At 55.2% G+C, this 25,534-nt stretch carries 27 protein-coding genes; 12 read left to right on the forward strand and 15 right to left on the reverse strand.

All coding sequences use genetic code 11. From position 1 onward, the window contains the following. Positions 1 to 62: 62 nt before the first annotated feature. From ACXAF0_RS01920 to ade, 11 genes are all read right to left on the reverse strand, one after another. On the reverse strand, positions 63 to 434 hold the full coding sequence (locus ACXAF0_RS01920) for a histidine triad nucleotide-binding protein (RefSeq protein WP_475343100.1): 372 nt from the start codon (positions 432 to 434) through the stop codon (positions 63 to 65). A gap of 51 nt (positions 435 to 485) precedes the next feature. Then, complete coding sequence (gene rhuM, locus ACXAF0_RS01925) at positions 486 to 1,517, reverse strand: RhuM family protein (protein ID WP_475343103.1); 1,032 nt, start codon at positions 1,515 to 1,517, stop codon at positions 486 to 488. A 31-nt stretch (positions 1,518 to 1,548) separates the two neighbouring features. Beyond that, positions 1,549 to 1,887, reverse strand: a complete 339-nt coding sequence (locus ACXAF0_RS01930) for a phosphoribosyl-ATP diphosphatase (RefSeq protein ID WP_475343107.1) — start codon at positions 1,885 to 1,887, stop codon at positions 1,549 to 1,551. A gap of 4 nt (positions 1,888 to 1,891) precedes the next feature. Next, a complete protein-coding gene (gene hisF, locus ACXAF0_RS01935; RefSeq protein WP_475343109.1) occupies positions 1,892 to 2,653 on the reverse strand; it encodes an imidazole glycerol phosphate synthase subunit HisF in 762 nt (253 codons plus the stop codon). 22 nt (positions 2,654 to 2,675) lie between these two features. Next, positions 2,676 to 3,404 (reverse strand): 1-(5-phosphoribosyl)-5-[(5-phosphoribosylamino)methylideneamino]imidazole-4-carboxamide isomerase, encoded by a 729-nt coding sequence (hisA, locus tag ACXAF0_RS01940; RefSeq protein WP_475343112.1) that lies wholly within the window; start codon positions 3,402 to 3,404, stop codon positions 2,676 to 2,678. Beyond that, the gene (locus ACXAF0_RS01945; protein ID WP_475343113.1) at positions 3,401 to 3,955 is read right to left on the reverse strand and encodes an N-acetyltransferase family protein; all 555 of its coding nucleotides are present in this window, start codon (positions 3,953 to 3,955) and stop codon (positions 3,401 to 3,403) included. The genes hisA and ACXAF0_RS01945 overlap by 4 nt, the downstream gene beginning before the upstream one ends. Next, the gene (gene hisH, locus ACXAF0_RS01950; RefSeq protein WP_475343114.1) at positions 3,952 to 4,602 is read right to left on the reverse strand and encodes an imidazole glycerol phosphate synthase subunit HisH; all 651 of its coding nucleotides are present in this window, start codon (positions 4,600 to 4,602) and stop codon (positions 3,952 to 3,954) included. The genes ACXAF0_RS01945 and hisH overlap by 4 nt, the downstream gene beginning before the upstream one ends. After that, complete coding sequence (locus ACXAF0_RS01955; RefSeq protein WP_475343116.1) at positions 4,599 to 5,042, reverse strand: DUF2628 domain-containing protein; 444 nt, start codon at positions 5,040 to 5,042, stop codon at positions 4,599 to 4,601. The genes hisH and ACXAF0_RS01955 overlap by 4 nt, the downstream gene beginning before the upstream one ends. An 82-nt stretch (positions 5,043 to 5,124) precedes the next feature. Then, positions 5,125 to 5,724, reverse strand: coding sequence for an imidazoleglycerol-phosphate dehydratase HisB (gene hisB / locus ACXAF0_RS01960; RefSeq protein WP_475343118.1), 600 nt, complete (start codon positions 5,722 to 5,724; stop codon positions 5,125 to 5,127). A 157-nt stretch (positions 5,725 to 5,881) separates the two neighbouring features. Beyond that, positions 5,882 to 8,017, reverse strand: a complete 2,136-nt coding sequence (locus ACXAF0_RS01965; protein ID WP_475343121.1) for a cache domain-containing protein — start codon at positions 8,015 to 8,017, stop codon at positions 5,882 to 5,884. Positions 8,018 to 8,159: 142 nt separating this feature from the next. Continuing rightward, positions 8,160 to 9,890, reverse strand: a complete 1,731-nt coding sequence (gene ade, locus ACXAF0_RS01970; protein ID WP_475343125.1) for an adenine deaminase — start codon at positions 9,888 to 9,890, stop codon at positions 8,160 to 8,162. Positions 9,891 to 10,097: 207 nt separating this feature from the next. On the opposite strand from ade, the gene hslV reads away from it, so the two are divergent. The 3 genes from hslV to ACXAF0_RS01985 all read left to right on the forward strand — a co-directional run bounded on the left by hslV (position 10,098) and on the right by ACXAF0_RS01985 (position 13,032). Further along, on the forward strand, positions 10,098 to 10,658 hold the full coding sequence (gene hslV, locus ACXAF0_RS01975; protein WP_475343127.1) for an ATP-dependent protease subunit HslV: 561 nt from the start codon (positions 10,098 to 10,100) through the stop codon (positions 10,656 to 10,658). Positions 10,659 to 10,839: 181 nt separating this feature from the next. Continuing rightward, the gene (hslU, locus tag ACXAF0_RS01980) at positions 10,840 to 12,150 is read left to right on the forward strand and encodes an ATP-dependent protease ATPase subunit HslU (protein ID WP_475343129.1); all 1,311 of its coding nucleotides are present in this window, start codon (positions 10,840 to 10,842) and stop codon (positions 12,148 to 12,150) included. Positions 12,151 to 12,288: 138 nt separating this feature from the next. Continuing rightward, positions 12,289 to 13,032 (forward strand): DUF3800 domain-containing protein, encoded by a 744-nt coding sequence (locus ACXAF0_RS01985; protein WP_475343131.1) that lies wholly within the window; start codon positions 12,289 to 12,291, stop codon positions 13,030 to 13,032. Positions 13,033 to 13,181: 149 nt separating this feature from the next. Here the strand turns inward: ACXAF0_RS01985 and ACXAF0_RS01990 are convergent, their stop codons facing one another. Together ACXAF0_RS01990 and ACXAF0_RS01995 are read right to left on the reverse strand one after the other, a co-directional pair. Beyond that, complete coding sequence (locus tag ACXAF0_RS01990) at positions 13,182 to 14,591, reverse strand: ATP-binding protein (RefSeq protein ID WP_475343133.1); 1,410 nt, start codon at positions 14,589 to 14,591, stop codon at positions 13,182 to 13,184. Between the two features lie 272 nt (positions 14,592 to 14,863). Beyond that, on the reverse strand, positions 14,864 to 15,445 hold the full coding sequence (locus tag ACXAF0_RS01995; RefSeq protein ID WP_475343135.1) for a malonic semialdehyde reductase: 582 nt from the start codon (positions 15,443 to 15,445) through the stop codon (positions 14,864 to 14,866). Between the two features lie 252 nt (positions 15,446 to 15,697). Here ACXAF0_RS01995 and ACXAF0_RS02000 point away from each other — a divergent pair, with 252 nt between their 5' ends. The 7 genes from ACXAF0_RS02000 (at position 15,698) to ACXAF0_RS02030 (ending at position 22,094) form a co-directional block, all read left to right on the forward strand. Continuing rightward, a complete protein-coding gene (locus ACXAF0_RS02000; protein WP_475343137.1) occupies positions 15,698 to 16,996 on the forward strand; it encodes a polysaccharide deacetylase family protein in 1,299 nt (432 codons plus the stop codon). 185 nt (positions 16,997 to 17,181) lie between these two features. Further along, on the forward strand, positions 17,182 to 18,414 hold the full coding sequence (gene coaBC, locus ACXAF0_RS02005; protein WP_475346211.1) for a bifunctional phosphopantothenoylcysteine decarboxylase/phosphopantothenate--cysteine ligase CoaBC: 1,233 nt from the start codon (positions 17,182 to 17,184) through the stop codon (positions 18,412 to 18,414). 74 nt (positions 18,415 to 18,488) lie between these two features. Then, on the forward strand, positions 18,489 to 18,953 hold the full coding sequence (dut, locus tag ACXAF0_RS02010; RefSeq protein ID WP_475343140.1) for a dUTP diphosphatase: 465 nt from the start codon (positions 18,489 to 18,491) through the stop codon (positions 18,951 to 18,953). Positions 18,954 to 19,047: 94 nt separating this feature from the next. Further along, positions 19,048 to 19,503 (forward strand): RrF2 family transcriptional regulator, encoded by a 456-nt coding sequence (locus tag ACXAF0_RS02015; RefSeq protein WP_008888834.1) that lies wholly within the window; start codon positions 19,048 to 19,050, stop codon positions 19,501 to 19,503. 203 nt (positions 19,504 to 19,706) lie between these two features. Next, the gene (gene cysK / locus ACXAF0_RS02020) at positions 19,707 to 20,657 is read left to right on the forward strand and encodes a cysteine synthase A (protein ID WP_475343146.1); all 951 of its coding nucleotides are present in this window, start codon (positions 19,707 to 19,709) and stop codon (positions 20,655 to 20,657) included. A gap of 212 nt (positions 20,658 to 20,869) precedes the next feature. After that, on the forward strand, positions 20,870 to 21,673 hold the full coding sequence (locus ACXAF0_RS02025) for a HesA/MoeB/ThiF family protein (RefSeq protein ID WP_475343148.1): 804 nt from the start codon (positions 20,870 to 20,872) through the stop codon (positions 21,671 to 21,673). Next, positions 21,663 to 22,094, forward strand: a complete 432-nt coding sequence (locus ACXAF0_RS02030; protein ID WP_475343150.1) for a DsrE family protein — start codon at positions 21,663 to 21,665, stop codon at positions 22,092 to 22,094. The genes ACXAF0_RS02025 and ACXAF0_RS02030 overlap by 11 nt, the downstream gene beginning before the upstream one ends. Positions 22,095 to 22,106: 12 nt before the next feature. Here ACXAF0_RS02030 and ACXAF0_RS02035 read toward each other — a convergent pair whose 3' ends face one another. Next, the gene (locus tag ACXAF0_RS02035; RefSeq protein WP_475343153.1) at positions 22,107 to 22,787 is read right to left on the reverse strand and encodes a LysE family translocator; all 681 of its coding nucleotides are present in this window, start codon (positions 22,785 to 22,787) and stop codon (positions 22,107 to 22,109) included. Positions 22,788 to 22,904: 117 nt separating this feature from the next. Here ACXAF0_RS02035 and ACXAF0_RS02040 point away from each other — a divergent pair, with 117 nt between their 5' ends. Together ACXAF0_RS02040 and ACXAF0_RS02045 are read left to right on the forward strand one after the other, a co-directional pair. Beyond that, on the forward strand, positions 22,905 to 23,792 hold the full coding sequence (locus tag ACXAF0_RS02040) for a LysR substrate-binding domain-containing protein (RefSeq protein ID WP_475343155.1): 888 nt from the start codon (positions 22,905 to 22,907) through the stop codon (positions 23,790 to 23,792). A 95-nt stretch (positions 23,793 to 23,887) separates the two neighbouring features. After that, a complete protein-coding gene (locus ACXAF0_RS02045) occupies positions 23,888 to 24,415 on the forward strand; it encodes an MgtC/SapB family protein (RefSeq protein WP_475343158.1) in 528 nt (175 codons plus the stop codon). 38 nt (positions 24,416 to 24,453) lie between these two features. On the opposite strand, the gene ACXAF0_RS02050 is transcribed toward ACXAF0_RS02045, so the two are convergent. Beyond that, positions 24,454 to 25,494 carry a LacI family DNA-binding transcriptional regulator gene (locus ACXAF0_RS02050; RefSeq protein ID WP_475343161.1) on the reverse strand — a complete coding sequence of 347 codons (1,041 nt, stop codon included), beginning with the start codon at positions 25,492 to 25,494 and terminating at the stop codon, positions 24,454 to 24,456. Positions 25,495 to 25,534: the final 40 nt, after the last annotated feature.

The following is a 25,534-nucleotide window of genomic DNA, read 5'->3' on the forward strand; positions in this document are numbered from 1 at the left end:
CGGGACAAAAAAGGCAGGGCGCGAAATGCGGGACCCTGCCTTTTGAATGGGGTTTTGGTCGCTTAGGCGCCTGGCAGCATCCGCGGCAGTTTTTCGCCACCCAGGATATGCACATGCAGGTGCGGGACGTCCTGGCGACCGTGTTCGCGGGTGTTCGCGATCAGGCGGTAGCCGTCTTCCACGACGCCAGCTTCCTTGGAGATTTTGCCGATTGCGCGGGTATAGGCGATGATTTCGGCGTCCGAGGCATTCTGCGCGAAGTCGTCATAGCTGGTATAGGCGCCCTTGGGGATGACCAGCACATGGGTCGGGGCCTGGGGCGCGATATCATTGAAGGCCAGCACATGGTCATCTTCATAGACCTTGGTGCACGGGATTTCACCGCGCAGGATTTTGGCGAAGATGTTTTCCGGATCGTAGGGCTGAACGGCCATAATTATGCTCCTGAAATTCTTATTGGATTTACGACAAATTTTTTCGTGCGGTTATTCGCTTGTAAGGTTCCGTCTTTTTTCAGCAAAGATTTGATATTGCTCTTTTACATAGGCATCTGCAGCGCTTTTCGATGTCGTACCTGGTCCACTGAGCAGAGGGCGCTCGTTGTTTCGGATAAATTTATCCAGAGAAGACCGCGCATCGTCCATCGTAACCAAACGCTGTAAATCTGTTTCCTGTTCAAAATAATCTAGAAGCATGCCCGTAAACCGGTTGAGGTCTCTAATCTCGGCGTCTCCAAGATAGTTTTTTGCAGTGTACACATCTTTTGAAAGGGGGTATTCGCCTGACCAAGAATTCAAGCCCATTGACGGCAAGTTTGCGTCTGCTCGATGCATTCGGAGTTCAGCGCCTGTCATGCCTGTAACGGCGTAATGCAACTTATTCTGAATGGTCGCAAAAAACACATTCTTGTCTTTCTCCGTCTGCAAATGGTAGTCGCTGCAAAGTGAGCAAATTTGCCTTACTTCTTTGTAGAGGTTTGCTTCTGATGCTCTGATTTCGCGAATGATTTCGCGAAGTTCGGCGAAATGATCGCGCTGATCAGGGTTTTTCAAGCGTTCTACATCTACAACAAAGCCTTTCAATGCAAATTGAACAAGCTTCTCGGTTGCCCATTTTCGGAACATCGTCGCTTCTTTTGAGGCAACGCGATACCCTACAGATATCACCATATCCAAGCTGTAAAGCGTGACAGGTTTTGTAGAGGAAGCAATTTGCATTTTTTGCAAATTGCTCTCGCTATCGAGCTCACCGTCTTCCAAAATATGACTAATGTGCCTTGAAATGACAGACACATCACGGCCAAATAGCGCCGCCAATTGAGCCTGCGTCATCCACAGAGCATCACCCTCGTAATGGATCTGCACCTGAAGGCCATGGGCATCAGAATAAATTAGAAACCGATCTCCAGTGTGTTCATCCTCGGTTAGATGAACAGGACCATTTTCAGAGATTTTCTCGAGCTTTCTAACTTCTTGGTGGAGTTTACCGCTGCCTTGGGTTGAACCTTTATCAGTCATTTAACTCTCCACCATTCCAAGATTTAGTAATCTAATCTTTGCTGCGCGATGCCTTTTCGGCAATACCTGAAATGCCCTGACGCTCCGCCAGGATCTTCCAGACACCTTCGGGATTAACCCCCTGATCGGCCCAAAGCACGGTCAGATGATACAGCAGATCGGCACTTTCCGACGCGACCTTTTCCGGGCTTTCGGCCAAAGCGGCGATCACGGTTTCAACGCCCTCTTCGCCGACTTTCTGGGCGATTTTGGGGGTGCCTTTGGCAAACAGCTTGGCGGTATAGCTGGTTTCCGGGTCCGCACCCTTGCGGGCAGAGACGGTTGCGTAAAGCGCATCAAGGATATGTTGGCTTTTATCCGTATCGGGCATGATTTCAGTCCTCGCGCACCGGAATACCGGCCGCTTTCATGTGGTCCTTGACCTCGCGAATGCGATAGGTGCCGAAATGGAAGATCGAGGCGGCAAGAACGGCTGATGCGTGGGCATCACGCACCCCTTCGACCATATGGTCCAGCGTCCCCACCCCGCCCGAGGCAATAACCGGCACATGGACAGCGTCAGCAATGGTTTTGGTCAGCGGGATGTTAAAGCCCGACTGGGTGCCATCTCGATCCATCGAGGTGACAAGAAGCTCCCCCGCGCCGTATTCGACCATTTGTTTTGCAAACGAAACAGCATCGATCCCGGTGGGTTCACGCCCGCCATGGGTAAAGATTTCGAACTTGTCCGGGCCGGTTGATTTGGCATCGATCGAGACCACAATGCATTGCGAGCCGAACTTGCGCGCGGCTTCGCGCACGAAATCGGGGTTTTTCACCGCGGCGGTATTGATCGAAACCTTGTCCGCACCGGCCAGAAGCAGCTTGCGGATGTCTTCAAGGGTACGAACCCCACCACCAACGGTGACCGGCATGAAGCAGGCCTCAGCCGTGCGGGCGACCACATCAAAGATGGTGTCGCGGTTATCACTTGATGCCGTGATATCAAGGAAGCAGAGCTCGTCTGCGCCCTCGGCATCATAGATGCGCGCCTGTTCGACCGGATCGCCGGCATCGATCAGATCAACGAAATTGACCCCTTTGACGACACGGCCGTCCTTGACGTCAAGACAGGGAATGACACGGGTTTTCAGCATGGTCTGTTTCCTGTTGGGTCGGTTACGAAAGGGCCGCGATGGCCTCTGCCAGATCGATGCGGCCATCATAAAGCGCACGACCGGAAATCGCGCCATCAATGCCCGAGCTTGTGTGTTGCTTGACCGCGACCAGATCATCAAGCGACGAAACCCCGCCCGAGACGATCACAGGGGTCGAGATTTCCGATGCCAGGGTCACGGTGGACTCGATATTCGGGCCACCCATCGCACCATCCCGGTCGATATCGGTAAAGATGATCGCCGCCACACCGCAATCTTCAAACTTCTGGGCCAGTTCAAGTGCTGTGACTTCGGAGGTTTCCGCCCAGCCTTCGACCGCGACATAACCATCACGGGCATCAATGCCAACCGCGATCCGGCCCGGCCATTTTGCGCAGGCTTGCTTGACGAAATCCGGATTGCGAAGGGCTACTGTGCCCAGGATCACGCGCGTGATGCCCTTAGTGAGCCAATAGTCAACGGTTTCCATGGTGCGGATACCGCCACCCAGCTGCGTTTGGGCCTTACCCGAGACGGCGGCAAGGATGGAGTCCACTGCTGCACCATTGACCGGCTCACCGGCAAAGGCGCCGTTCAGATCAACGATATGAACCCAATGACAGCCCGCTTGCACAAATTCGCCGGCCTGTGCGCCCGGGTCATCGTTAAACACGGTTGCCTTGTCCATGTCGCCGCGCAGCAAGCGCACACAGGCGCCGTCTTTCAGGTCAATTGCGGGATAAAGGTTCACTGATCGGTGTCCTGTATTTTCTTGGTGTAGTAATAGCCTTCGATCATCTTGCCATCGACCATCGCGTAATAGGGGTTGATCCCCCAACGGACATAGCCAAGCCCGTTATAAAGCGCGATGGCGGCTTCCTGCGTTTCGCGAAGGTCGAGTTTCAAGACGCTATAGCCCGCTTCACGGGCGAAATATTCAATCGAACGCACAATCGCCTTGCCGTTGCCACGCCCGCGCGCCCAGGGGGCAACGAAATGGCCGGAAATCTGGGCAGAATGACGTTGCGCTTCGAGATTGGCCGGGGTTTCGATCAGCTGGGCCGCACCTGATATCACGCCATCAACGCGCGATACAAACAGATGGCGACCGGGCATCAACAACACACCACGCCAGTATTTCTCCATGTCCGGGCGATCCGGCGGGGTCAGCCAGCCAAAGCCGCCACCTTCGACAATCGCCTGGGTACAGGCATCGACAATGTCGGAAAGCTCGCCTGCGGTCAGTTCGGTGACGCGTTCAGCACTTACACCCGGATCAATGGTATCTGATGGTGCGATCATGGCTTCCATCCCAGGAAGTTACCAATAATGGTCAGCCCGGTTTTCTGACTTTTTTCCGGGTGGAACTGGGTGCCAATCATGTTGTCACGCCCGATCATGGCCGTCAGGTCGCCGCCATAGGCAACCGATGCCAGACGCTGATCCGGGTTGGTGACATGCATGTGATAGCTGTGTACGAAATAGGCGTGATCGCCATCGGAAATGCCGTTCAGCACCGGGTGTGCCTTGCCCGCCGGATCAAGCACCAGCTCGTTCCAGCCCATATGCGGGATTTTAAGCGACGGGTCGCTGGGCTCGATCGCAACAACCTCGCCGGCAATCCAGTCAAGGCCGTCGGTGACGACAAATTCACGGCCAACGGTCGACATCAACTGCATGCCGACACAGATGCCAAAGAACGGTTTGCCGCCCTTGATCACCTGTTCGGTGAGGACATCAACCATGCCGGTGACAGCATCCAGACCGGCCCGGCAATCGGCATAGGCACCAACGCCCGGAAGCACGATATGGCTGGCGTTGCGGACCTTTTCCGGGTCATCGGTGACAATGATCTCGTCAGAAAAGCCGGTTTCACGCGCAGCACGCTCGAACGCCTTGGCGGCAGAGCGCAGATTGCCGGAACCGTAATCAATAATCGCAACACTCATGGGTAGGATGGGCTCCCGGTTGAGGGGGTGGAGGTAAGGGCAGCTGCGGACTGTGGGACGCGCAGCCGGGAATTTTTTGACCGCTCAAAGCAGCGATGTTCGGCGTCGGTTTCATCGTGGCCGGCAACGATATCAATCATCTGCCAGCCATTTGCGGCCAGCTTGCGACGGCGCAGATCATTGGCAATCAGGCCAAAGCCGATCCCGGTCACAAGGGCCAGCGCAAAGTCCATTTCCGGCCCGCCGTCAAACAGCTCGACCGCAAAGGTGCACAGAAGCGACACCACGACCAGGCCGATAAAGCCCAGCCACAGGCGATGGTACAACGCCCAAAGACCCGACAGCAGAAAGGCCCAGAAATTGAAGCCTTCGCGGATCAGGATGGCGTTTTCCATCGGATCGGCATCGCCGGGATGGGTATGGACTGTGTAAACCTTCATCGAAAACCGGTTCTTTGGGCCGGTGGCAGTTTGTTATCAATTCTGCCACCGGTTACTTTTCGATCAGATCGAACTGACCTGCTTACAAGGAGCCGCCAAGCGTGCCCTTGGTCGAGGGAATGGCATCGGACTTGCGCGGATCAATTTCGATTGCCGTGCGCAAGGACCGTGCAAGCGCCTTGAAGGCACTTTCGATGATATGGTGGTTGTTCTCACCATACAGGTTTTCGACATGCAGCGTGATGCCGGCCGCCTGGGCAAAGCCCTGGAACCATTCACGGAACAGCTCGGTATCCATATCGCCCAGCTTGTCGCGGGTAAATTCGACATTCCAGATCAGATAGGGACGGCTTGAAATATCAAGTGCCACACGGGTCAGCGCCTCGTCCATCGGAAGCAGGCAGCTGCCATAACGCGTGATGCCCTTCTTGTCGCCAAGCGCCTTGGCAAAGGCTTCGCCGATGGCAATGCCGCTATCTTCGGTGGTGTGGTGGAAATCAATATGCAGGTCGCCCTTGGCCCGGACTTTAAGGTCCATCAGGCTGTGACGCGAAAGCTGTTCGAGCATGTGATCAAGGAACCCGACCCCGGTCTCGACGTCATAAACGCCGGTCCCGTCAAGGTTCACTTCGACCATGATCTGGGTTTCGTTTGTGTTACGCTCAACGCGGGCCTTGCGCATGCAAAGCTCCTTTCCTGCAGATATTGATGCATATGACGGGTCGTATGTAGCAATAAAGCTGCCCAAAAGCCAGTTTTAGGTGCCTACGTATTGGCCGCAATCATCGGTTTTTCCACCTGCATCGGACAGCTCATCGGGCTGTGCGGTGATCTTGGGGTTATTTCCGGGTCAGATGATTGACTTCATCCCAGTTTTGTTCTGGCGGATGATCGATAAATTCCCGGCATCTTTCGATATAGATTTCAACCAGTTTTGGTGTGGTTGCCGCACCCAAGTGGGCCTTGAAGGCATCATGTGCCTCGGCCCATTTCTGATCGTGATAGAGGTCCATGCAGGCATCCCAGGCAGCGATTTCGATTTCCTGTGCGGCAATATCGACAAGGGCATTGGTCTTATCATCCCGATCGCCAATCAATTCATAGATATCAATCGGCAGGCTGGTACCCAGCGGGACGACACGATCAATATATCGAAGCAGGAAGTTGTCGGATGCACGTTTGGCGACGGCATCACTGACAAGGATGCGGGTGCCGTAAATCTTGTTGAGCCCCTCGATCCGCGAGGCAAGGTTCACCGCCTCGCCAAGGGCTGTGTATTGCAGGCGATGTTCGGAGCCGACATTGCCGACAACCACCTGATCGGTGTGCAGGCCAAAGCGGGTGTAAAGCGGAAACAGACTTGAATCCTGCGAGATGGAATTAAGCCGCCTTCCGGCCAAACGGCAGGCCAGTGCCGCCTTGCAGGCATGATCGATATGGTCGGGGTCGCTGGTTGGCGCGTTCCAGAACGCCATGATGGCATCGCCGATATACTTGTCGATGGTGCCATTGCCGTTGATGGTGATCTGCTGTTCCATTGCGGCAAAATAGTTCGAAAGCTCATGTGCCAGATCGGTCGGCGAATAGTTTTCAGTTTTGGCGGTAAAGCCCTCGATGTCGGTAAACATGATCGATAGTTCACGCGATTCGCCGCCGATTTCCACCGGATTGCCGTCTGACATGATTGATTTCACCACATCGGCCGGGACATAGGCACCAAAGCTTTTCAGGCTGAGCTTCATGTTTGCCACGGCCTTGGACAGGGCATCGACCTCGTAGATATGCGATTCCATATTGAAATCGCCGCCCAGATCAAACTGGCCGATCTTTTCGGCTTCTTTGGCGACGGCATTGATTTGCCGACTCAGCATGCGCGAAATGATGGCGATCAGAATGATGGTGAAGACCAGGATCGCAGTCGCGATCTTAAGGACGTTTTGCGTGGTTGCCTTGATATCGCCGACAAACTCGTCCTCGGGCACGATCAGGCCCAGAACCGGTGATACGCCAAATGTTTCCGGGATCGCCGCCGCAGAAGCGAGGTACTTTTTACCATCGGTTTCATCGACAAATTCAAAGAAGGTGTCGGGATGGTTGCTCCAATGTGTGATGGCGCGACTGACAATCGGATCTTTGATTTCGCGATTGCCGATCTTAAAGAACGTCTCGTTTGTATTACTTCCATAGGGGCCGCTATAGGCCAGTACCCGGTTTTCCTTGCCGAGCATGAAGACTCGGCCCTCATCACCAATGCGAATATCTCCCAAAATTTTCGTCACGCTATCGAGTGTCAGATCGATACCAAGAACGCCCATCAGAGAGCCATCCGGGTTCATGACCCGCTTGGCAAAGGTTACACCTGGTTTGTTTGTACTGTTAAACGTATAGAACGGGCTCACGAAAACGTCGTCTTTTTGCTTTGCGCCCTCGTACCAGGTGCGGCGTCTCGGGTCATAGGTGACCTCGCTATATTCCGTGCCGGTAACTGTGCCCCAGTCCGATTGATAAAGGTAGGTATCAAGCTTGCTGCCCGACATTGCGTAATCAATCGTGCGATAGATGATCCGACTTTGATCGGGTATGGGGCTATTGTTCGGGCCGAATGTTTTCAGCTCCTCGGGGATCTGGACAACCTGAAAGAACCGCCCATCGTCTTCGAACCCGAAAAACAGGCCGTAAACTTGTGACAGACCCTTGATCTGGCTTGCCATGACCGATCCACCGGTGGGCTCGGATATCGTATCAGGGAAGGCATTGATCATATCGGCTGTGGTGGTGACAACCTGCCCAACGGGCACGATGACGTTGATCAGGCCATCAATGGTTTTCTGCCGGGCATTTTCCATCTCGGCACGTGCGGTTTGCAGCGCAAGGTTACGATTGCTTTCATAGAGAAAGGCGACCGTCACACCCAGCATCACAACCGCAATCGTCGTAAACGCAGCGGTAACGCCAATCTGAAGCCTGATTTTCACCTGATAGAATGTCCATCATGCCAGGCAGCGGAGTGCCACCTGTTCGTATAATCATACCTTTAGATTAAGCCGCGATGGGTGAAAAACAACATTAAGTTGAGTAGTCAGGTGAAAAAAATCATAATGGTTACTTGGAGTTGTTCTAAACAAAGTCGAATTTATCAACGTCAAACAGGCCGCGATCGGTCATTTTCAGGTGCGGGATCACCGGCAGGGCCAGGAAGGCGACCTGAAGGAACGGTTCGGGCAAAACGCATCCCAGATCCTTGGCCGCCTTGCGCAAATCGATCAGGTGTTCCTCGACGGTTTCAAACAGCTCAAGGCTCATGAGACCCGCAACCGGCAGGGCCAGTTCGGCGGTGACCTTGCCGCCATCGGCAACTGCAAAGCCGCCGCCCATTTCAATCAGGCGATTGACGGCGGCGGCCATGTCGGCATCATTTGCGCCGACCACGGTGATGTTGTGGCTGTCATGCCCGACGGATGAGGCAATCGCCCCGCGTTTCAGGCCAAAGCCGCGCACAAAGCTGCGTCCGATATTGCCGTTGATGCCATGGCGTTCGACGACGGCCACCTTGATGACGTCATTATCAAGATCGGGTTTGAGGCCGTTTTCGCCAATTTCAAGTGTGGCTTCATCGCGGAAGGTCAGGATAAGTCCCGGCTTGACCTTGATCACCGGGGTCTGGTTCTGCCCCGGTTTGGGGTCGCAGGCAAATGCCTGTGTCGAGACCGGGGTGGCTTTCATTGAGCTTAGACCGACAGGGTCGATGGTTTTGCGTTTGGCGAACAGGTCCTTGGTGACAAGGCGACCACTGGCAATCACATCGGTGACGTTGCAGCTATCGAGATCATCAAGAATGGCGATATCAGCCCGCCAGCCCGGCCCGATCAAACCACGGTCGCGCAGGCCGAAAATCCGTGCTGCCGAGTGGGACGCGGCGCGATAGGCATGATGGATCGGGCAATTACGCGCCTTCAAATGCCCAATTAATCGCGCAACAAGACTATCAAGGTGACCTTCTTCGCCGATATCGAGCGGATTGCGGTCATCGGTGCAGAGTGCCAAGAAGCTTGAGCTGTTTTCATCGAGAATTTCGGCCAGGGCCTCAAGGTCCTTGGACACCGATCCTTCGCGGATCAGGATTGCCATGCCCTTGGCGAGTTTTTCGCGGGCTTCCTCGGCCGAGGTGGCTTCGTGATCGGTGCGGATGCCGGCGGCCATATAGCCATTGAGGTCTGATCCCCGCACCAGCGGCGCGTGACCATCAATATGACCATCCTGAAACGCTTCGAGCTTGGCCATGATGCCCGGATCAAGGTTGAGCACGCCGGGATAGTTCATCATTTCTGCCAGCCCGACGACCTTTTCGTGCGAGCGGAACGGCAGAAGGTCTTCGATTTCAAGCCGCGCGCCAGCGGTCTCAAACGCGGTGGCCGGGACGCACGATGACAGATTGACCCGCACATCCATCACGGTCTGCTCAGAACAATCAAGGAAGTATTTGATGCCTTCGGCGCCCAGCACATTGGCGATTTCGTGCGGATCACACAGCACCGTAGTCACGCCATGCGGCAGCACGCAGCGATCAAATTCAAGCGGGGTAACGAGCGAGCTTTCAATATGCAGATGGGTATCGATAAAGCCCGGAACGGCGAACTTGCCGGTGCAATCAATCTCGGTCTCGCCGGCATAGGTATCATGGGTGCCAACGATCCGGTCGCCGACAATGGCGATATCGGTTTCGGTGACCTTGCCGGTGATGACATCGAGCAAACCGATATTGCGCAGGACCAGATCCGCCTTGATTTTGCACTGACCGGCAAGGATGCATTTGCCAAGATGGGTTTGGGTAAGGTCGGTGCTGGTCATGGGTTCTGGTCCTGTCGTTCTTGAAATTCTTTTCTGCCCCCAAGGGTAAAGCATGTGGCCCTTGAGTGCTTTGAAATTTTTATGGAAGGGCCGATTGAAACTGTGTTTGCGTTTTGGGGAAAGCGCGCGCGCCGCCTTGGCCCTTGACCGGGGCGTCTGCCGTGCTAACTCTTGGGCGAAGCAATCGAGAAGATTCAAGGATTATTCATGAGCGAACAACAAAGCTGGCATGGCACGACGATCCTGTCCGTGCGCAAGGGCAACGAAGTCGTGGTGGCCGGTGATGGTCAGGTCTCGCTTGGTCCGACGGTGATCAAGGGCAATGCGCGCAAGGTGCGCCGGATCGGCCAGAAAGGCGAGATCATGGTGGGCTTTGCCGGGGCAACGGCAGATGCCTTTACCCTGCTTGAGCGGCTTGAAGCCAAGCTGGACCGTCATCCGGGCCAGACCATGCGCGCCTGTGTCGAACTGGCCAAGGACTGGCGGACCGATCGCTATCTGCGCAAGCTCGAAGCCATGATGGCGGTGGCCGACAAGGATGTGTCACTGGTTCTGACCGGCCAGGGCGATGTTCTTGAACCCGAAGATGGCATCATTGCCATTGGATCGGGTGGTAACTATGCGCTTTCTGCGGCGCGCGCCCTGATTGATCAGGATCTCAGTGCCGAGGAAATTGCCCGCAAGGCGATGGCGATTGCCGGTGAGATTTGCGTTTACACCAACGGCAATGTCCTTCTTGAAAAAATCGATATCGAGGATGCCAAATAGCGGTGCCAACGAACGTCGCCTTTCGGGCTGCAAATAACGAAGACCTGCGCTTCCGGTGCTCACGCACATCAAAGTGCGCTGCGCTCCGGTTCTCGGGCTCCATCATTTTCGCCACGAAAATCGACGTTTAAATTGAATGGGCCGCTTCTGCATTCGTCGCAAAAAGATACGGAATAAATTTATGACCCAACATTACAGCCCGCGCGAAATTGTTTCCGAACTGGACCGGCACATCATCGGTCAGAAGGATGCCAAGCGTGCGGTCGCCATTGCGCTGCGCAACCGTTGGCGCCGTCAGCAGCTTGACGAAACCATGCGCAATGAAGTGCTGCCGAAAAACATCCTGATGATCGGTCCGACCGGTGTCGGTAAAACCGAAATCGCGCGCCGCCTTGCCAAACTGGCCGAGGCGCCGTTCATCAAGATCGAAGCGACCAAATTTACCGAAGTCGGCTATGTCGGGCGCGATGTTGAACAGATCGTGCGTGATCTGGTGGAAGTCTCCATCGACCTGACCCGCGAAAGCATGCGCAAGAAAGTCCATGCCAAGGCGGAAATGCAGGCCGAGGAACGCATTCTGGATGGTCTGGTCGGTGAAAATGCCTCGCCGGAAACCCGCCAGAAGTTCCGCAAGATGCTGCGCGAAGGCGAGCTTCAGCAAAAAGAGATCGAAATCAACGTTCAGGAAAGCAGTTCGGCCTCGATGCCGACCATCGATATCCCGGGCATGCCCGGTGCACAGATGGGCATGATGAACCTGAACGACATGTTCGGCAAAGCGTTTGGCAACAACACGACGCCGAAACGCATGACGGTCGAAGAAGCCTTTGAACGCCTGATTGATGAAGAAGGCGACAAGCTTCTTGATAATGACAAGGTCACCGCCGAGGCGATCGAAAATGTCGAACAGAACGGCATCGTGTTCCTTGATGAGATCGACAAGATCACCGCGCGTCAGGAACGCGGCGGTGATGTGTCTCGTGAAGGCGTTCAGCGTGATTTGCTGCCGCTGATCGAAGGCACGAACGTTTCAACCAAGCATGGCACGGTCAAAACCGACCATATCCTGTTTATCTGCTCGGGCGCGTTCCATCTGGCCAAGCCATCCGACCTTCTGCCGGAATTGCAGGGCCGCCTGCCGATCCGTGTTGAGCTGAAGGCGCTGACCGAGGGTGACTTCCGCCGCATCCTGATGGAGCCGGAAGCATCCCTGATCAAACAGTATATTGCCCTGATGCAGACCGAGGACGTCAAACTCGACTTCACCGATGATGCGGTCGATGAAATTGCCAAGATTTCGGCCAATGTGAACGAGACGGTCGAGAATATCGGCGCGCGTCGGCTGCATACGGTGCTTGAAAAGCTGCTCGATGACATCAGCTTTACCGCCACCGACCGTGCTGGTGAGACCTTCAAGGTCGATGCGGCCTATGTCCGCGAGCAGGTCGAAGATCTCGCCAAGGATACCGACCTTTCGAAGTTTATTCTGTAATCGAAACATTTGATCAGATCAGAGATGCGAAAGGCCAGCACACTGTTGCTGGCCTTTTTGTTTTATTGCACGATATTTGTTCCTGTGGTTGAATTTATAAGTTTATTTTCAACATAATAAGGAAATGCCGTGTATCTCATGTATGTCGATGAAAGCGGTGATACCGGTGTTGAGGCGCTGCACACACAGTACTTTGTACTTACGGGCTTAGTAGTTCACGAAACGCGTTGGCGTGAGTTTATCGAAATCCTTGTCGGCCTTCGTAAGCGACTGAATGACAGATATGGGTTGCCAGTTCGTGCGGAGCTTCATGCTTCAGAGTATATTCGCAAACAAGTTTTCAATATTGCCAAGCATGACAGACTTGCAATTATGCGCAATGTACTCGACGAGATTGCGAAATATGATTTCATATCAATAACCAACATTGTGGTTCGTAAAGATAACAAGCCAGAAGACTACGATGTTTTTAACAATGCTTGGCAGGCGCTTTTTCAAAGATTCGAAAATACTCTAAGAAGCGGTAACTTTCCGGGAGCTTATCGAACTGATTATGGTTTGGTTTTTACAGATGCAACTTCGGGAGAAAAGTTGACGAGATTGGTGCGCAGAATGTCAGTTTATAACCCGGTTCCTAATAGGAATGGTGCTGGTTATCGAGATCTGCCAATTGTAAAGATTATTGAAGATCCTCACGAAAAGGATTCCAAGGACTCTCTTCCTATCCAGATATGCGATGTTTGCGCATATTTTCTGAAGCAGTATTACGCTCCAAACGGTTATGTGAAACGCAAGAGAGCGGGGAAGTATTTCGAAAGATTGGATGGTGTATTGAACAAGAGAGCTAGTGGCAGCCATCCACTTGGGGTTGTGGAGCTTTAAAAAGGGCGGGAGTGTTACCTCCCGCCGGGAAGATCCTACTACTAGGTTATGCCTAGTTTCAGATCTTATAGGAAACATATCAGATTTATTCAAAAGATTCAACTGCTTATTTTCGAATCTTTATCAAGGACTTACGGTAATCTTACCATTCACGCTGAATGCAGTTTCCGGACATTTCCGCCGGTTTTGGCTGGCAGATAGACCGTAAAGACCGATCCCACGCCCTGTTCACTTTCGATCTGCATGGTGCCGCGGTGGCGTTGCACCAGGTGTTTGACGATGGCGAGGCCCAAGCCCGTACCGCCAACCGCGCGCGAACGGGCGGTATCGACACGATAGAAACGCTCGGTCAGGCGCGGCAGGTGTTCACGGGCAATGCCATCGGAATGATCGCGGATGGCAACAGCCATGATGCGGTCATGGCGGAAGCGGGCCAGTGCGCCGGGCGGGTTTTTGGCCAGACTGATCGAGACTTCGACATCTGAATTGGCATGGCCGTATTTGATGGCGTTTTCGACCAGATTGACAAATACTTGGGTCAGTTCCTTTTCCTCGCCCACCATTTCGGTGTCATCAAGCGTGCTGGTGACACGGATATTCATGCCCTTGTCCTGCGCCTTCATGGCAAGGCTTTCGGCGACCTTGCCAATGATCTTGCCGACATTGCAGTCCTCGGATGGCGGGGTGTGTTCGTTGAGCTCAATCCGGGCCAGTGACAGCAGATCTTCGATCAGATGCTGCATGCGCTGGGCCTGATCGCGCATGACCGGCAGGAACTGGTTAAGTGCATCCGGATCATCCTTGGCCGGGCCTTCAAGCGTTTCGATAAAGCCAAGCAGAACCGAAAGCGGGGTGCGCAGCTCATGCCCGGCGTCGGTTGCGAAGTCCGCGCGCATTTGCTCAAGCTTGCGAAGTTCGGTCAGGTCCGAGAATGTCAGGACATAGTTGCGGTCCCCGGTCGCAGCCGGCAGGCGTGCGGTCAGCACGTCAAAGTGACGGTGCGCGTCAGATGCCAGAACAAACTCCGCATGCTTCATGGTCTGACGTTCGCTGGCGACGTCATCAAAAGCATCCAGCAGGATCGGGTCACGAATGAACCGGGTCAGGTCACGGCCGAGTTCAAGATTGTGAAACAATCCCTTGGCCGCCCGGTTAAAGCCGGTCACCACGCGCTGGCGATTGACCATCACAACCGGGTTCGGAAGATGATCAAGGATTTCGGCATCGGTGCTGGTTTGCGCTTCAAGCAGGGCGATGCGATCGCGGAAGGCTGCGGCAATCTGGGTATAAAGCGAAGACAGCTCGGACGCGGCGGCAAAGGAAATGTGTTGCGGCGGGGTGCCTTTATATCGGTCGCGTAAATCGGTGGCATAGCGGGCCACGCGGCGCAGATCGCCGAAATAGATGCGCAACATCGCCACCACGCCGACAAAGGACAGGATTGCCGACAGGAGTGCTGTTCCCACGCCAAGCTGCCCCATCGCCGCAAGGACGATGAAGACAATGCCGACCGGAAAGGCAACGGCCAAAGCCGTAAGTATCAATTGGCGGAAACCCAATTAACGCTCCTGTTTAAATGTGTGGCGGGGGTTTAGCACGCGCGTATTAAAAAGTGGACCTAAAATGGTTATGCGCCGGTAAAGATCAAATAAAAGTTTGATGACAGTTTTCTGAGCCTTGAAGTGATTGAAAATATCTGTCGGGTCCGGCGTCCCCAAGGCGGCTGATCATCGGCTTGTGACGGTCACGGCATTGGTCGGGACATCCGGACTCCATCGGTCGGCGAGCGTGTGTTTTGCGGCCCGCCGACAGATACCAGATGGGCGTTTGATCAGATGATTTCAGCACCCTGATCAAAACCGAGACGCGGCTGGCGATCAAAGAGCTTGCTACCATCGCCGTAGCCGATATTGAGCAGGAAGTTGCTTTTATAGGGCGTGCCGGCAAAGAACTCGGCATCGACCTTTGCGTTGTCAAAGCCCGACATCGCCCCGCTATCGAGGCCAAGTGCGCGCAGGGCTAAGATGAAATAGCCCGCCTGCAGGGTGCCATTGCGAAACGCGGTGGCCTTGATGGCATCATCCTTGCCAGCGAACCATGAACGTGCATCGGTATGCGGGAACAGGTCGGGCAGCTTTTCGTAGAATTCCATGTCGTGGGCGATGATGGCGGTCACCGGGGCGGTCATGGTTTTTTCAACATTGCCGGGGGCCAGGCACGGTTTAAGCCGTTCGCGTGCTTCATCGGTGGTGACAAAGGTAATGCGCATCGGTTCGCAATTGGCGCTGGTCGGAGCCAGAACGGTCAGGTCCCAAGCCTGTTTGAGCAGGGCCGGATCAACCGGTTTGTCCTGCCAGACATTGTGGGTACGGCCATTGCGGAACAGAAGGTCTAGTCCATCAGAATCAAGCATGGGGCTTCTTTCGTAATATGAGGTCGGCAAACTATCGATATAGGGAGCTTATCGCTTATGACGCAATGCACAATTGGCAAGACCCCATATGAACTGTGGAAAAACAATCAGTTCACTGGTATTTTCGAAGTCAAAATGACCCTGCATAACGCTCTGCGTTGGGCAGGAGACGGGTTTTCTACTGGGGGGAGACCCGAGGCGCAAACGGGTTGCGTCGCGGCGTGGGTGAATCGCAAGATACTGGAAGCAGATATGGCAATTGAGACCAAAGGGCACAGCGCGATTTCGGCATTCATGCAGGTGACGTCGCCGCGCAGATTGCAGGGCCTTATTCTTGGTGTCTCTTTCGCGGTTGGACTTACTGTTGGGGCGTCAACGGGTTTTGCTCAGGTGGCTTCAGACGAAGTCCCGGCAACCGAGGACGCGGTTCAGGAAACACCAGCCGCGTCGACGGCAATGGATGTAACCGAGGCCCCGGAAACGGAGGCCAGCGAAACTGAAGCCCCGAAAACCGAAGTATCGACAACCGAAACCCCCGTGGCTGAGGCAACCGTGCAGGAGCCCGCACCAGCAGATGCGGCGGAAAGCGCAGCTGAGGAAGTGATGGTGCCCGGTGGCGATGCGACCTCGGCCGTGGTGTTTATGTATCATCGCTTTGGCGAGGGTGACTATCCGTCGACCAACATCACGATGGACCAGTTCACCGCCCATGTAAAAGAACTGACAAGCGGACCTTATACCGTGATGGGCGTTCCGCAGATCGTCAGTGCGCTTGCAGATGGCAACGGACTGCCGGATCGGACCATTGGCATCACGATTGATGATGCTTATCGCTCTGTTTATGAAAAAGCCTGGCCGGTATTTCGTGAAAACGACATGCCTTTCACGGTGTTTGTCTCCACCGAACAGCTTGATTCGGGGTATGCCAACTACATGACCTGGGACATGGTGCGTGAGTTGTCCGAGGCTGGCGTGACGATTGGCGGCCACAGCCAGAACCATTCCCATCTGCCGGATCTGCATATCGAGACGGTCAAGGCCGAGCTTGCCCATTCCGCCGAGCGGTTTGAGGCCGAGCTGGGTTATGTGCCCGAAATCTTTGCCTACCCTTACGGCGAAGCCAGTTCAGAGGTCATCGCAGCGGTCAAGGAAGCGGGTTATCGCGCATCCTTTGGTCAGCAAAGCGGTGCGATGCATACCGGCTCGGACTTCATGTATTTGCCGCGCTTTGCGCTGAATGAGCATTACGGGGCGATGGATCGCTTTGATCTGGCGGCCAATTCCCTGCCGCTCGTGGTCAGTGATATTACACCAAGCGACTATACCCTGTCCCGCAACCCGCCGGCATTTGGCTTTACCCTGGCCGAACCGGCACCTGGAATGAATTGCTACCCGTCCGAAGGGACCCCGACCATGTCGCGCCTGGGTGAGGAGCGGGTTGAAATTCGCCTTGATGGCCCGATTTCAAGCGGGCGCTGGCGGATCAATTGCACCGCGATGGGGGCGGATTCACGTTGGCACTGGTTCGGGATGCTTTATACCGTGCCATAAGAACGGGCTTGCTATCTGGTGAATAGCCAGTTTAACCCCGCGATCAAAACATCAATAAAATCAACGCCATGTCCGACTGTTGGGCATGGCGTTTTTCGAATCTGCATTTGCTTCTCATTGGGTTCTTGCGCGCGCTTGGGGGACAATGTAGGTTAACCACACTTCTTAACCGTAATTAATTGGTAATCACAGTGTCAGGTGCCTTAAATCAAAAAAGTATCCTGTTGATCATCTCGGGTGGCATTGCCGCCTATAAGGTGCTTGAGGTGATCCGTCGGCTGCGTGATCGCGGGATCAATATCCGTGCGATCCTGACCAAGGGCGGCGCGGAATTCGTGACCCCGCTTTCGGTTGCCGCCCTGACGGAAAACAAGGTCTATCAGGATCTATTTTCCCTGACCGATGAAGCCGAAATGGGCCATATCCGCCTGTCGCGCGCGGCCGACCTTGTTCTGGTCGCACCCGCCAGTGCCGACATTCTGGCCAAGATGGCGACCGGACAGGCCGGTGATCTGGCGACCACGGCGTTGCTTGCCACTGACAAGCAGGTGATGATCGTGCCTGCCATGAATGTCGAAATGTGGAACCATCCGGCAACACAGGCCAATATCGCAACCCTTGAAAGCCGCGGTGTATTGCGCGTTGGTCCGTCTGCGGGGGACCTCGCCTGTGGCGAAACCGGGTCTGGACGTCTGGCCGAACCGGCCGAGATCATTGCAAGTGTTGTTGATTTCCTTGAGCAACAAGATGCGCCCAAGCCGCTTGCTGGCAAAAAGGCGGTGGTCACCAGTGGCCCGACCCATGAGCCGATTGATCCGGTGCGTTATATCGCCAACCGATCATCAGGCAAGCAGGGCCATGCCATTGCCGAGGCGCTTGCAGCGGCCGGGGCCGATGTGACGCTGGTGACGGGTCCTGTGACCCTGGCTGATCCTGCCGGGGTCAAGGTTGTGCGCGTTGAAACCGCGCGCGAGATGCTTGGTGCCGTGCAGGGCGCCTTGCCGGCTGATATCGCAATTTGTGCTGCGGCGGTGGCCGATTGGCGTACTGCGGATGAAGCCGGTCAGAAGCTCAAGAAAGATGGGTCGGGTGTGATCCCGGACCTTAAGCTTTCGGAAAATCCCGATATTCTGGCGACCATCAGCAAGGCCGGGGCAACCCGCCCGGGGCTTGTCATCGGGTTTGCCGCCGAGACCGAAAATGTTACCGACCATGCGCGGGCCAAAAGGGCGCGCAAAGGGTGCGACTGGATCCTCGCCAATGACGTGACGCCGGCAACCGGCACCTTTGGCGGTGATGACAACGAGATTTGCCTGATTTCAGGGGACGACGAAACAACTGATGAGCGCTGGGAACGCCAAAGCAAGACCGGGGTGGCCCGCGCGCTAAGTGCCCGCATCATCAAACATTTTTCCTGATGGGCACCGCCCGGATGGCAAAGATAAAGACACGACCGGCAGATGATCCTGCCCGACGAAGACAAGGATAAAGAATGTCGCTTTTAAGCGTTGATTTGAAACAGCTTCCCCATGGCGCGGATTTGCCGTTGCCGGAATATGCCACCGCGCAGTCAGCCGCCGTTGACTTGCAGGCGGCCATTGACGGGAAGCTTGTTTTGGAACCGGGCAAACGGGCCATGGTTGAAACCGGGATTGCCATCGCCCTGCCCGCCGGTTTTGAGGCGCAGGTTCGCCCGCGTTCGGGTCTTGCGGCCAAGAACGGGGTGACGGTTTTAAACAGCCCGGGCACGATTGATGCCGATTATCGCGGCGAGATCAAAGTCATCCTGATCAATCATGGTGACGTAGCCTTTGAAATTGAACGCGGCATGCGCATTGCCCAGCTGGTTGTCGCCCCGGTGACGCAGGTGAGTTGGACTGCCGTAGAAGACCTGGATGAAACCGCGCGCGGTGCGGGTGGTTTTGGATCGACCGGAACGGCCAGCCCGGCCAAATAGCTGCGGCGATCGCGTAAGGGTCGATCAAGTTTGACGTTGTCTGGTGCTGTCGTCAGGGGGGATGGCAGAGCCACAAGGGGAGTTGAGTGAAAAGATGCTAAAGCTTTCTAAGAAAATGTTGTTTGCGATCGAGGCGGTCGTGGACATTGCCTATAACGCGGCGGGTGAGCCGGTCCAGAGTCGGGACATCACCGCCCGTCAGGGCATTCCGAAACGCTATCTCGAACAGACCCTGCAGCAATTGGTGCGCGCAGACATTCTGGTCGGTGTGCGTGGTCCGCGCGGTGGCTATCGACTGGCGCGCGAACGCCGTCGCATTACGCTGGCCGACATCGTGTCGGTCATCCGCTCGATGGAAACATCCGATGACCCGATCGAGGATCCGGCTGGATCGCCACTCGGCAAGGAAGTCGTGCGGCCGTTGTGGCGGGAATTGCAGGACGAAATGATGAAGCAGCTTGAAAAGATCACGGTCGAAGACCTGTGCAACCGTGCGCGTGATGCCGGCCTGCGCAGCGGGATCGAAGAGTCCCCTGATTTCATCATTTGATCTTATCGGGATGCAGCGGTTTGGTGTATCGTCATTCAACAAGAAACTGCTGCTATTGACGGTAAAACTACAAGTTTATGGAACGTTGCCGGGCACCGGACATGTAAAAAATTCTTCTATCCATTTGACCTGGATGAATAGCGAGATAAATACATGTGAAACATGTGCTTGATGGCAAAAATACAGAAACGTGCGAGGAAAACATGACTGAGTTTCGCGGCAAGATTTACGACAGCATCATCGACACCATTGGCGCAACCCCGCTGGTGCGTCTTTCGCGCCTGGCCGAGGCCGAAGGTGTCAAAGCCGATCTGATCGGCAAGCTTGAATTCTTTAACCCGCTGGCCTCGGTCAAGGACCGTATCGGCCTTGCGATGATTGAAAATGCCGAGAAATCTGGCAAGCTCAAGCCGGGTGCAACCCTGGTCGAGCCGACCTCTGGCAATACGGGTATTGCGCTGGCCTTTGTGGCGGCGGCCAAGGGTTACAAACTGATCCTAACCATGCCTGAAAGCATGTCGCTGGAACGTCGCAAGATGCTGATGCTTCTGGGGGCACAGATCGACCTGACCCCGGCGGCCAAGGGCATGAAAGGTGCGGTTGCCCGTGCCGAGGAACTGGTGTCGGAAATCGATGGTGCCGTCATGCTCCAGCAGTTTGACAACCCGGCAAACCCGGACATCCACCGTAACACCACGGCCGAGGAAATCATCAAGGACACGGCTGGCAAGATTGATATCTTTGTGTCTGGCGTGGGGACCGGTGGTACCCTGACGGGTGTGGGTGAAGTGCTGAAAAAGCATAACCCGGACATTCAGATTGTTGCGGTCGAGCCGGAAGATAGCCCGGTCATTTCCGGTGGCGCACCGGGCCCGCACAAAATCCAGGGTATTGGTGCTGGCTTCATTCCAGGCAACCTCAATACTGATGTGATTGACGCGGTCATGACCATTGGCAATGAAACCGCCTTTGCCACCGCGCGTAAACTGGCCAGCATCGAAGGCCTGCCGACCGGTATTTCGTCGGGTGCGGCTGTTGCGGCCGGTATCGAGCTTGGTCAGAAGCCGGAAAACGAAGGCAAGCGCATCGTTGTGATCGTACCGAGCTTTGCCGAACGTTACCTTTCGACCCCGCTGTTCGAAGGTCTGCAATAAGCAGCCTCAAAGGCATATTTTTCATAGGGTCCGGCACGATGTGCCGGACCTTTTTTTGTTGGGGACCTCAGGTTTTCTTGGGGATGGCGGCGCGCGGAAAGCATTTTGTTTCGATATAGCATTGAAATCTTTCCTTGAGGCGACGGTTCCATGGGCTATATGCAAAAGCCATATGATTTAATCAGCGCCGTTCTGACAGGAAGCCTGCCCGCGTGAGTGATTTCGATTTCAACGAAAGTGAAGTGCAACGCTATGCCCGCCATATCGTCCTTAAGGAGGTTGGCGGCACGGGGCAGATGAAGCTCAAGCGCGGTCGGGTTCTGATCGTCGGTGCTGGCGGGCTGGGTTCGCCACTTGCCATGTATCTGGCTGCTGCCGGGGTTGGCACGATTGGCATTGTTGATGCCGACACGGTCGAGCTTTCCAACCTGCAACGTCAGATCGCCCATGGCATGAGCGATATCGGAGCGCCCAAGGTCGACAGTGCCAAGGCGACCATGACGGATATGAACCCGGAAGTGACGGTTCATGCCCACATTATCCGCCTGGATGCCGCAAATGTCATGGATCTGATTGCCGATTATGATGTAATTGCCGACGGCTCGGATAATTTTGAGACGCGCTTTTTATTGAATGATGCCTGCTATCTGGCGGGCAAGACGCTGGTGTCTGGTGCTGCCCTTCGCTTTGATGGACAGGTCTCGACCTTCAAGGCCCATTTGGGTGCGCCCCATCCCTGTTATCGCTGTATTTATCACGCACCGCCGCCTGAAGACGCCATACCATCCTGTGCGCAAGGTGGTGTTCTGGGATCGGTTGTCGGTATGGTCGGGGGTGTTCAGGGGACCGAGGTACTGAAAGAACTGATGGGAATCGGTGATAGCCTGTCAGGGCAGCTTTTGATTATGGATGCGCTGTCGGCGTCTTTCCGCAAGATCAAGGTGCCGCGCGATCCGGGCTGCCCGACCTGTTCAGAAAACGCCACAATCAAGGACCTGTCTATTCATGAGCACTGAGCTTGATACGCCCAAAAAACTGTCCCTTGTGGTGTTTTCCGGGACTTATGAAAAAGTTCATTACGCCCTCGTAATGGCGTCTGCAGCGCTTGCATCCGGGCGGGGCGTGACCCTGTTCTTTACCATGGATGCCAGCCGGGCATTGTTTGCGCCGTCAGGGTGGCGTCATCTGCGCACCGAGGTTGACGGGGCAACCGCGACCTCGATTGATCTGAGTTATTCAACGCGCGGCATCGGGACGTTTGAAGAGCTTCTGTCGGCCTGTGCTGGCCTCAATGCCAAATTCATGGTCTGCGAAATGGGGCTGCGTGCGCTCGGGCTCGAAGATCAGGCCAAGCGTGAAGACCTGTCGATTGAAACCGGCGGCGTGGTGACGTTTCTTAATGATGCCAAACAAAACGGCGAGATGCTGTTTATCTGATATGGCTGACTGTCAGCTTGAAAGCAGCTTGATGCCAAGCCCTGCCAGACACAGTCCGGCCCCGCGTTCGATCCATGTTTTCAAGTTTGCAATGCGTGCTTGCACGGATGGCAGGGTAAGCGCAATCGCGACCAACGCAAACCAGCCCATATGGCAGGCGGCGATGTAAAACCCGTAACCGATTTCCTGAACCAGTCCTGTATCTGGTGAAATTACCTGACTGAACAGCGAAACGATAAACAGCATCGTTTTCGGATTAAGGGCATTGCAGGCAAACCCGATCCAGAAAGCCGATCCATCGCCGCGGTCTGGTTTTGGCGATTTTTCAGCAATGCTATTGCGGGCGTCATCGTGGCGCGGCGGCTTTGGCGCCAAAAACAGGGCGCGGATATCGGGCCAGAGTGCTGAAACACCAAGCCAGATCAAATATGCCGCGCCAAGATAACGCAGCGTACTCAATACCCAAACATTATTGGCAAACAACACCCCCATCCCGATCAGTGTATAGGCCAGATGGACTGAGACCCCACTGCCAATCCCGAGCGCACATAACACACCGGCACGACGTCCACGTGCTAGTGCAATGCGGGTGACCATCGCAAAGTCGGGGCCCGGACTGATCACTGCCAGAATGGTGATGATGCCAACAGCAATGAATTCAATCGACAGGGCGGCGGGTGTGCTTTCAAGCATGACATTCATCCGGTTTCGTCTTGATCTGTGAATAAATTCAGTATCAATCTATTGTTTGGCCCATAAAATCGAAAAATATCGGTATTTATTGTGAGTAATATTCACAGAAAGCGTCGCTTGCCACCGCTTGCAAGCTTGCCCGCCTTTGAAGCAGCTGCCCGCCATCAGAGCTTTTCGCGCGCTGCAGAAGAACTGAACCTGACCCATGGGGCAGTCAGCCGGGCCGTGGCCCAGATTGAGGACCGCCTTGGGGTCAAGCTATTCGTGCGGCGCAATCGCAGGGTATGGCTAACACCCGCTGGGGAAAGGCTCTTTCTGGCAACCGGTCGCGCGTTTGATGGACTTGACCACGCGGTTGAGGATATCCATCGCCACGATGGAAATTCACCAATCCTGACGGTGTCGTGCGAACCCAGCCTTGCGATGCGCTGGTTAATGCCGCGTCTTGGGGCGTTTCGTGAGGCATATCCGGATTTGCATATCGATCTGCGTCTGGCCGGCGGACCGGTGGACTTGCTATCTGATAGCTGTGACGTGGCCATTCGCCGCGCGGATTACGGCATTGCCGAGCATTACATCACCACCCACTTGTGGGCTGAATATGCCGGCCCGGTCTGCGACCCCGAGTGCTGGAACACCATTCTTGAGCGCGATCTGTCAAACGCCCGCTGGCTTCACACCCGGACCCGCCCGGAGGCATGGGACGACTGGAAACGTGCCAGTGGCAGCGACGCATCCCCGGCGAGTGAGCAGTATTTCGATCATTTCTTCTTTGCCCTGCAGGCGGCGGTAAACCGACTTGGAACGGCGATTGGGCCACTTCCCCTGGTCGCAGATGATTTGACCGCGGGGCGTTTGATCGCGCCGCATGGCATGGTGCCGACCGGATATGATTATGTCCTGATTACACTGGACGCGCCAAAGCGCGACCCGCGCATTGCAGTGTTTTTCAATTGGCTGATGACGGCAGCGCATGAGATGGAGTTGCCGCCAAAAGCTGATTGATCATCGCGTGCTGGTATCGGGCTTTGGATCGCTGTGGGGAACATTTACAGAATTCCAGGCGTTTAGGGAGTTCCTGAAACCATAAAGGCCCGGCCATGTTGACCGACCTTCCCTATTTTGCGACGGCGGAAAAATACTTTGATATTGGCGTGATCGATATGATAGCACGCCTGTGTGCGGCAACGGTCATTGGCATGCTGATCGGGCTGAACCGTGATGTGAATGGCAAGCCGACCGGCATGCGCACGCTGGCTCTTGTGTCACTGGGGGCGGCCGTTGTTTCGGTGGTGGCGGTTCATTTTCAGGATCTGATTGATCATCCCGATGCGCTGTCACGCGTTGTTCAGGGGATTTTGCAGGGTGTTCTAACCGGTATCGGCTTTATTGGCGCGGGTGTGATCCTGCGCCAACCCGAAAGCATGTCGGTTTCAGGGCTAACCACGGCGGCGACCGTTTGGATTACGGCAGCCCTCGGCATTGCCTGCGCGCTTGCCGCTTGGCACATAGTGGTGATTGCGACCGTGCTGACCTTTATTGTTCTGATTGCGCTGAAGCCGGTTGAGCTGATGCTGGTGCGCTGGGTCGCCAATGAAGAGGCCGAGAAGGACGCCAAGGACAGCTAGAAGGATAGCCGGTGCAGACCGACTAAGCCGGTCCGTACCTAGAAATCCTCGCCCTCGCGGAAGGCGGCAAGGTCGTCAATGCGGTGATACGGCAGAAGGGTCTGGAGGTTTTCGGGCGGCGTGCCGTTCATCAGATCATGCAGATGGCGGGCAAGGACTTCGCCGACATGTCGCTGCGGCTGGTAGTAATAGGCAAGCTTTTGCCGAGACAACATACGGAACGGCATGCCGCCAAATCCGACAACACCAATCCCGTCGCGGATGGTGTCCATGCCAAGCTCCATCATTGCTTCAAGCGCGCCAATCATCGTCATCTGACTTGCGCAGACAACAGCCGTTATGTCGCGCTCGGCGCTAAAAAGCTTTGTTATTGATTCGCGTGCGGCCCGAACCGAGATGTCTGACGGCATCCAGATCAGACTGTCCGGATCACGTCCGGCATCCGTCATGGCCCGCCTTGCACCCTGCTTGCGGTATCCGAAAAAGGTCAGGGCTTCGGGCGGATCAATCATGCCGATCTTGCGATGGCCATCATCCAGAAGCCGTTTTACAGCATCATAGGCGGCCTGTTCGTCATCGTGGTCGACAAAGGCGTGCGGTGTCAGAAGTTCGGTACGGCCAAAGCTGACAAACGGGAAGTCATGTTGCAGGCAGTATTTCGCGCGGCTGTCCTGCAAGGTTGTGCGCGAAAACACGACAGCATCTGCCAGACGCTGGGTATGGACTTTGCGCACCGGATCAAGCGGATCTTCGCCGCGGGTCTGGGCCAGCACCAGCAGGGAATAATTATCGGCTTCAAGCCCCTGTGTCATGCTTTCGACCTGGGCCAGGAAGCCCGGATCGCCGTAATCACCGACTTCGGGGGAATACAGAATGGAACAGACCTGCATGGTTTTGCCGGTTCGAAGCATGACGCCACGGGCATCTGGCTGATAACCGATTTCTGCTGCGGCTGCCTTTACCCGTGCAACGGTATCGGCTTTGACTTCCGGCCCGTCTTTAAGCGCACGCGAGACTGTCGTGATCGACAATCCAAGCCGATCGGCAATCGTGCGCAAATTGGGGCGAGCAGCAGACATATACAGGTCCGTTCCATTCAAATTTCGGACAATCTAAGCG

The sequence above is a fragment of the Thalassospira sp. ABD4_177 genome, assembly GCF_056160125.1.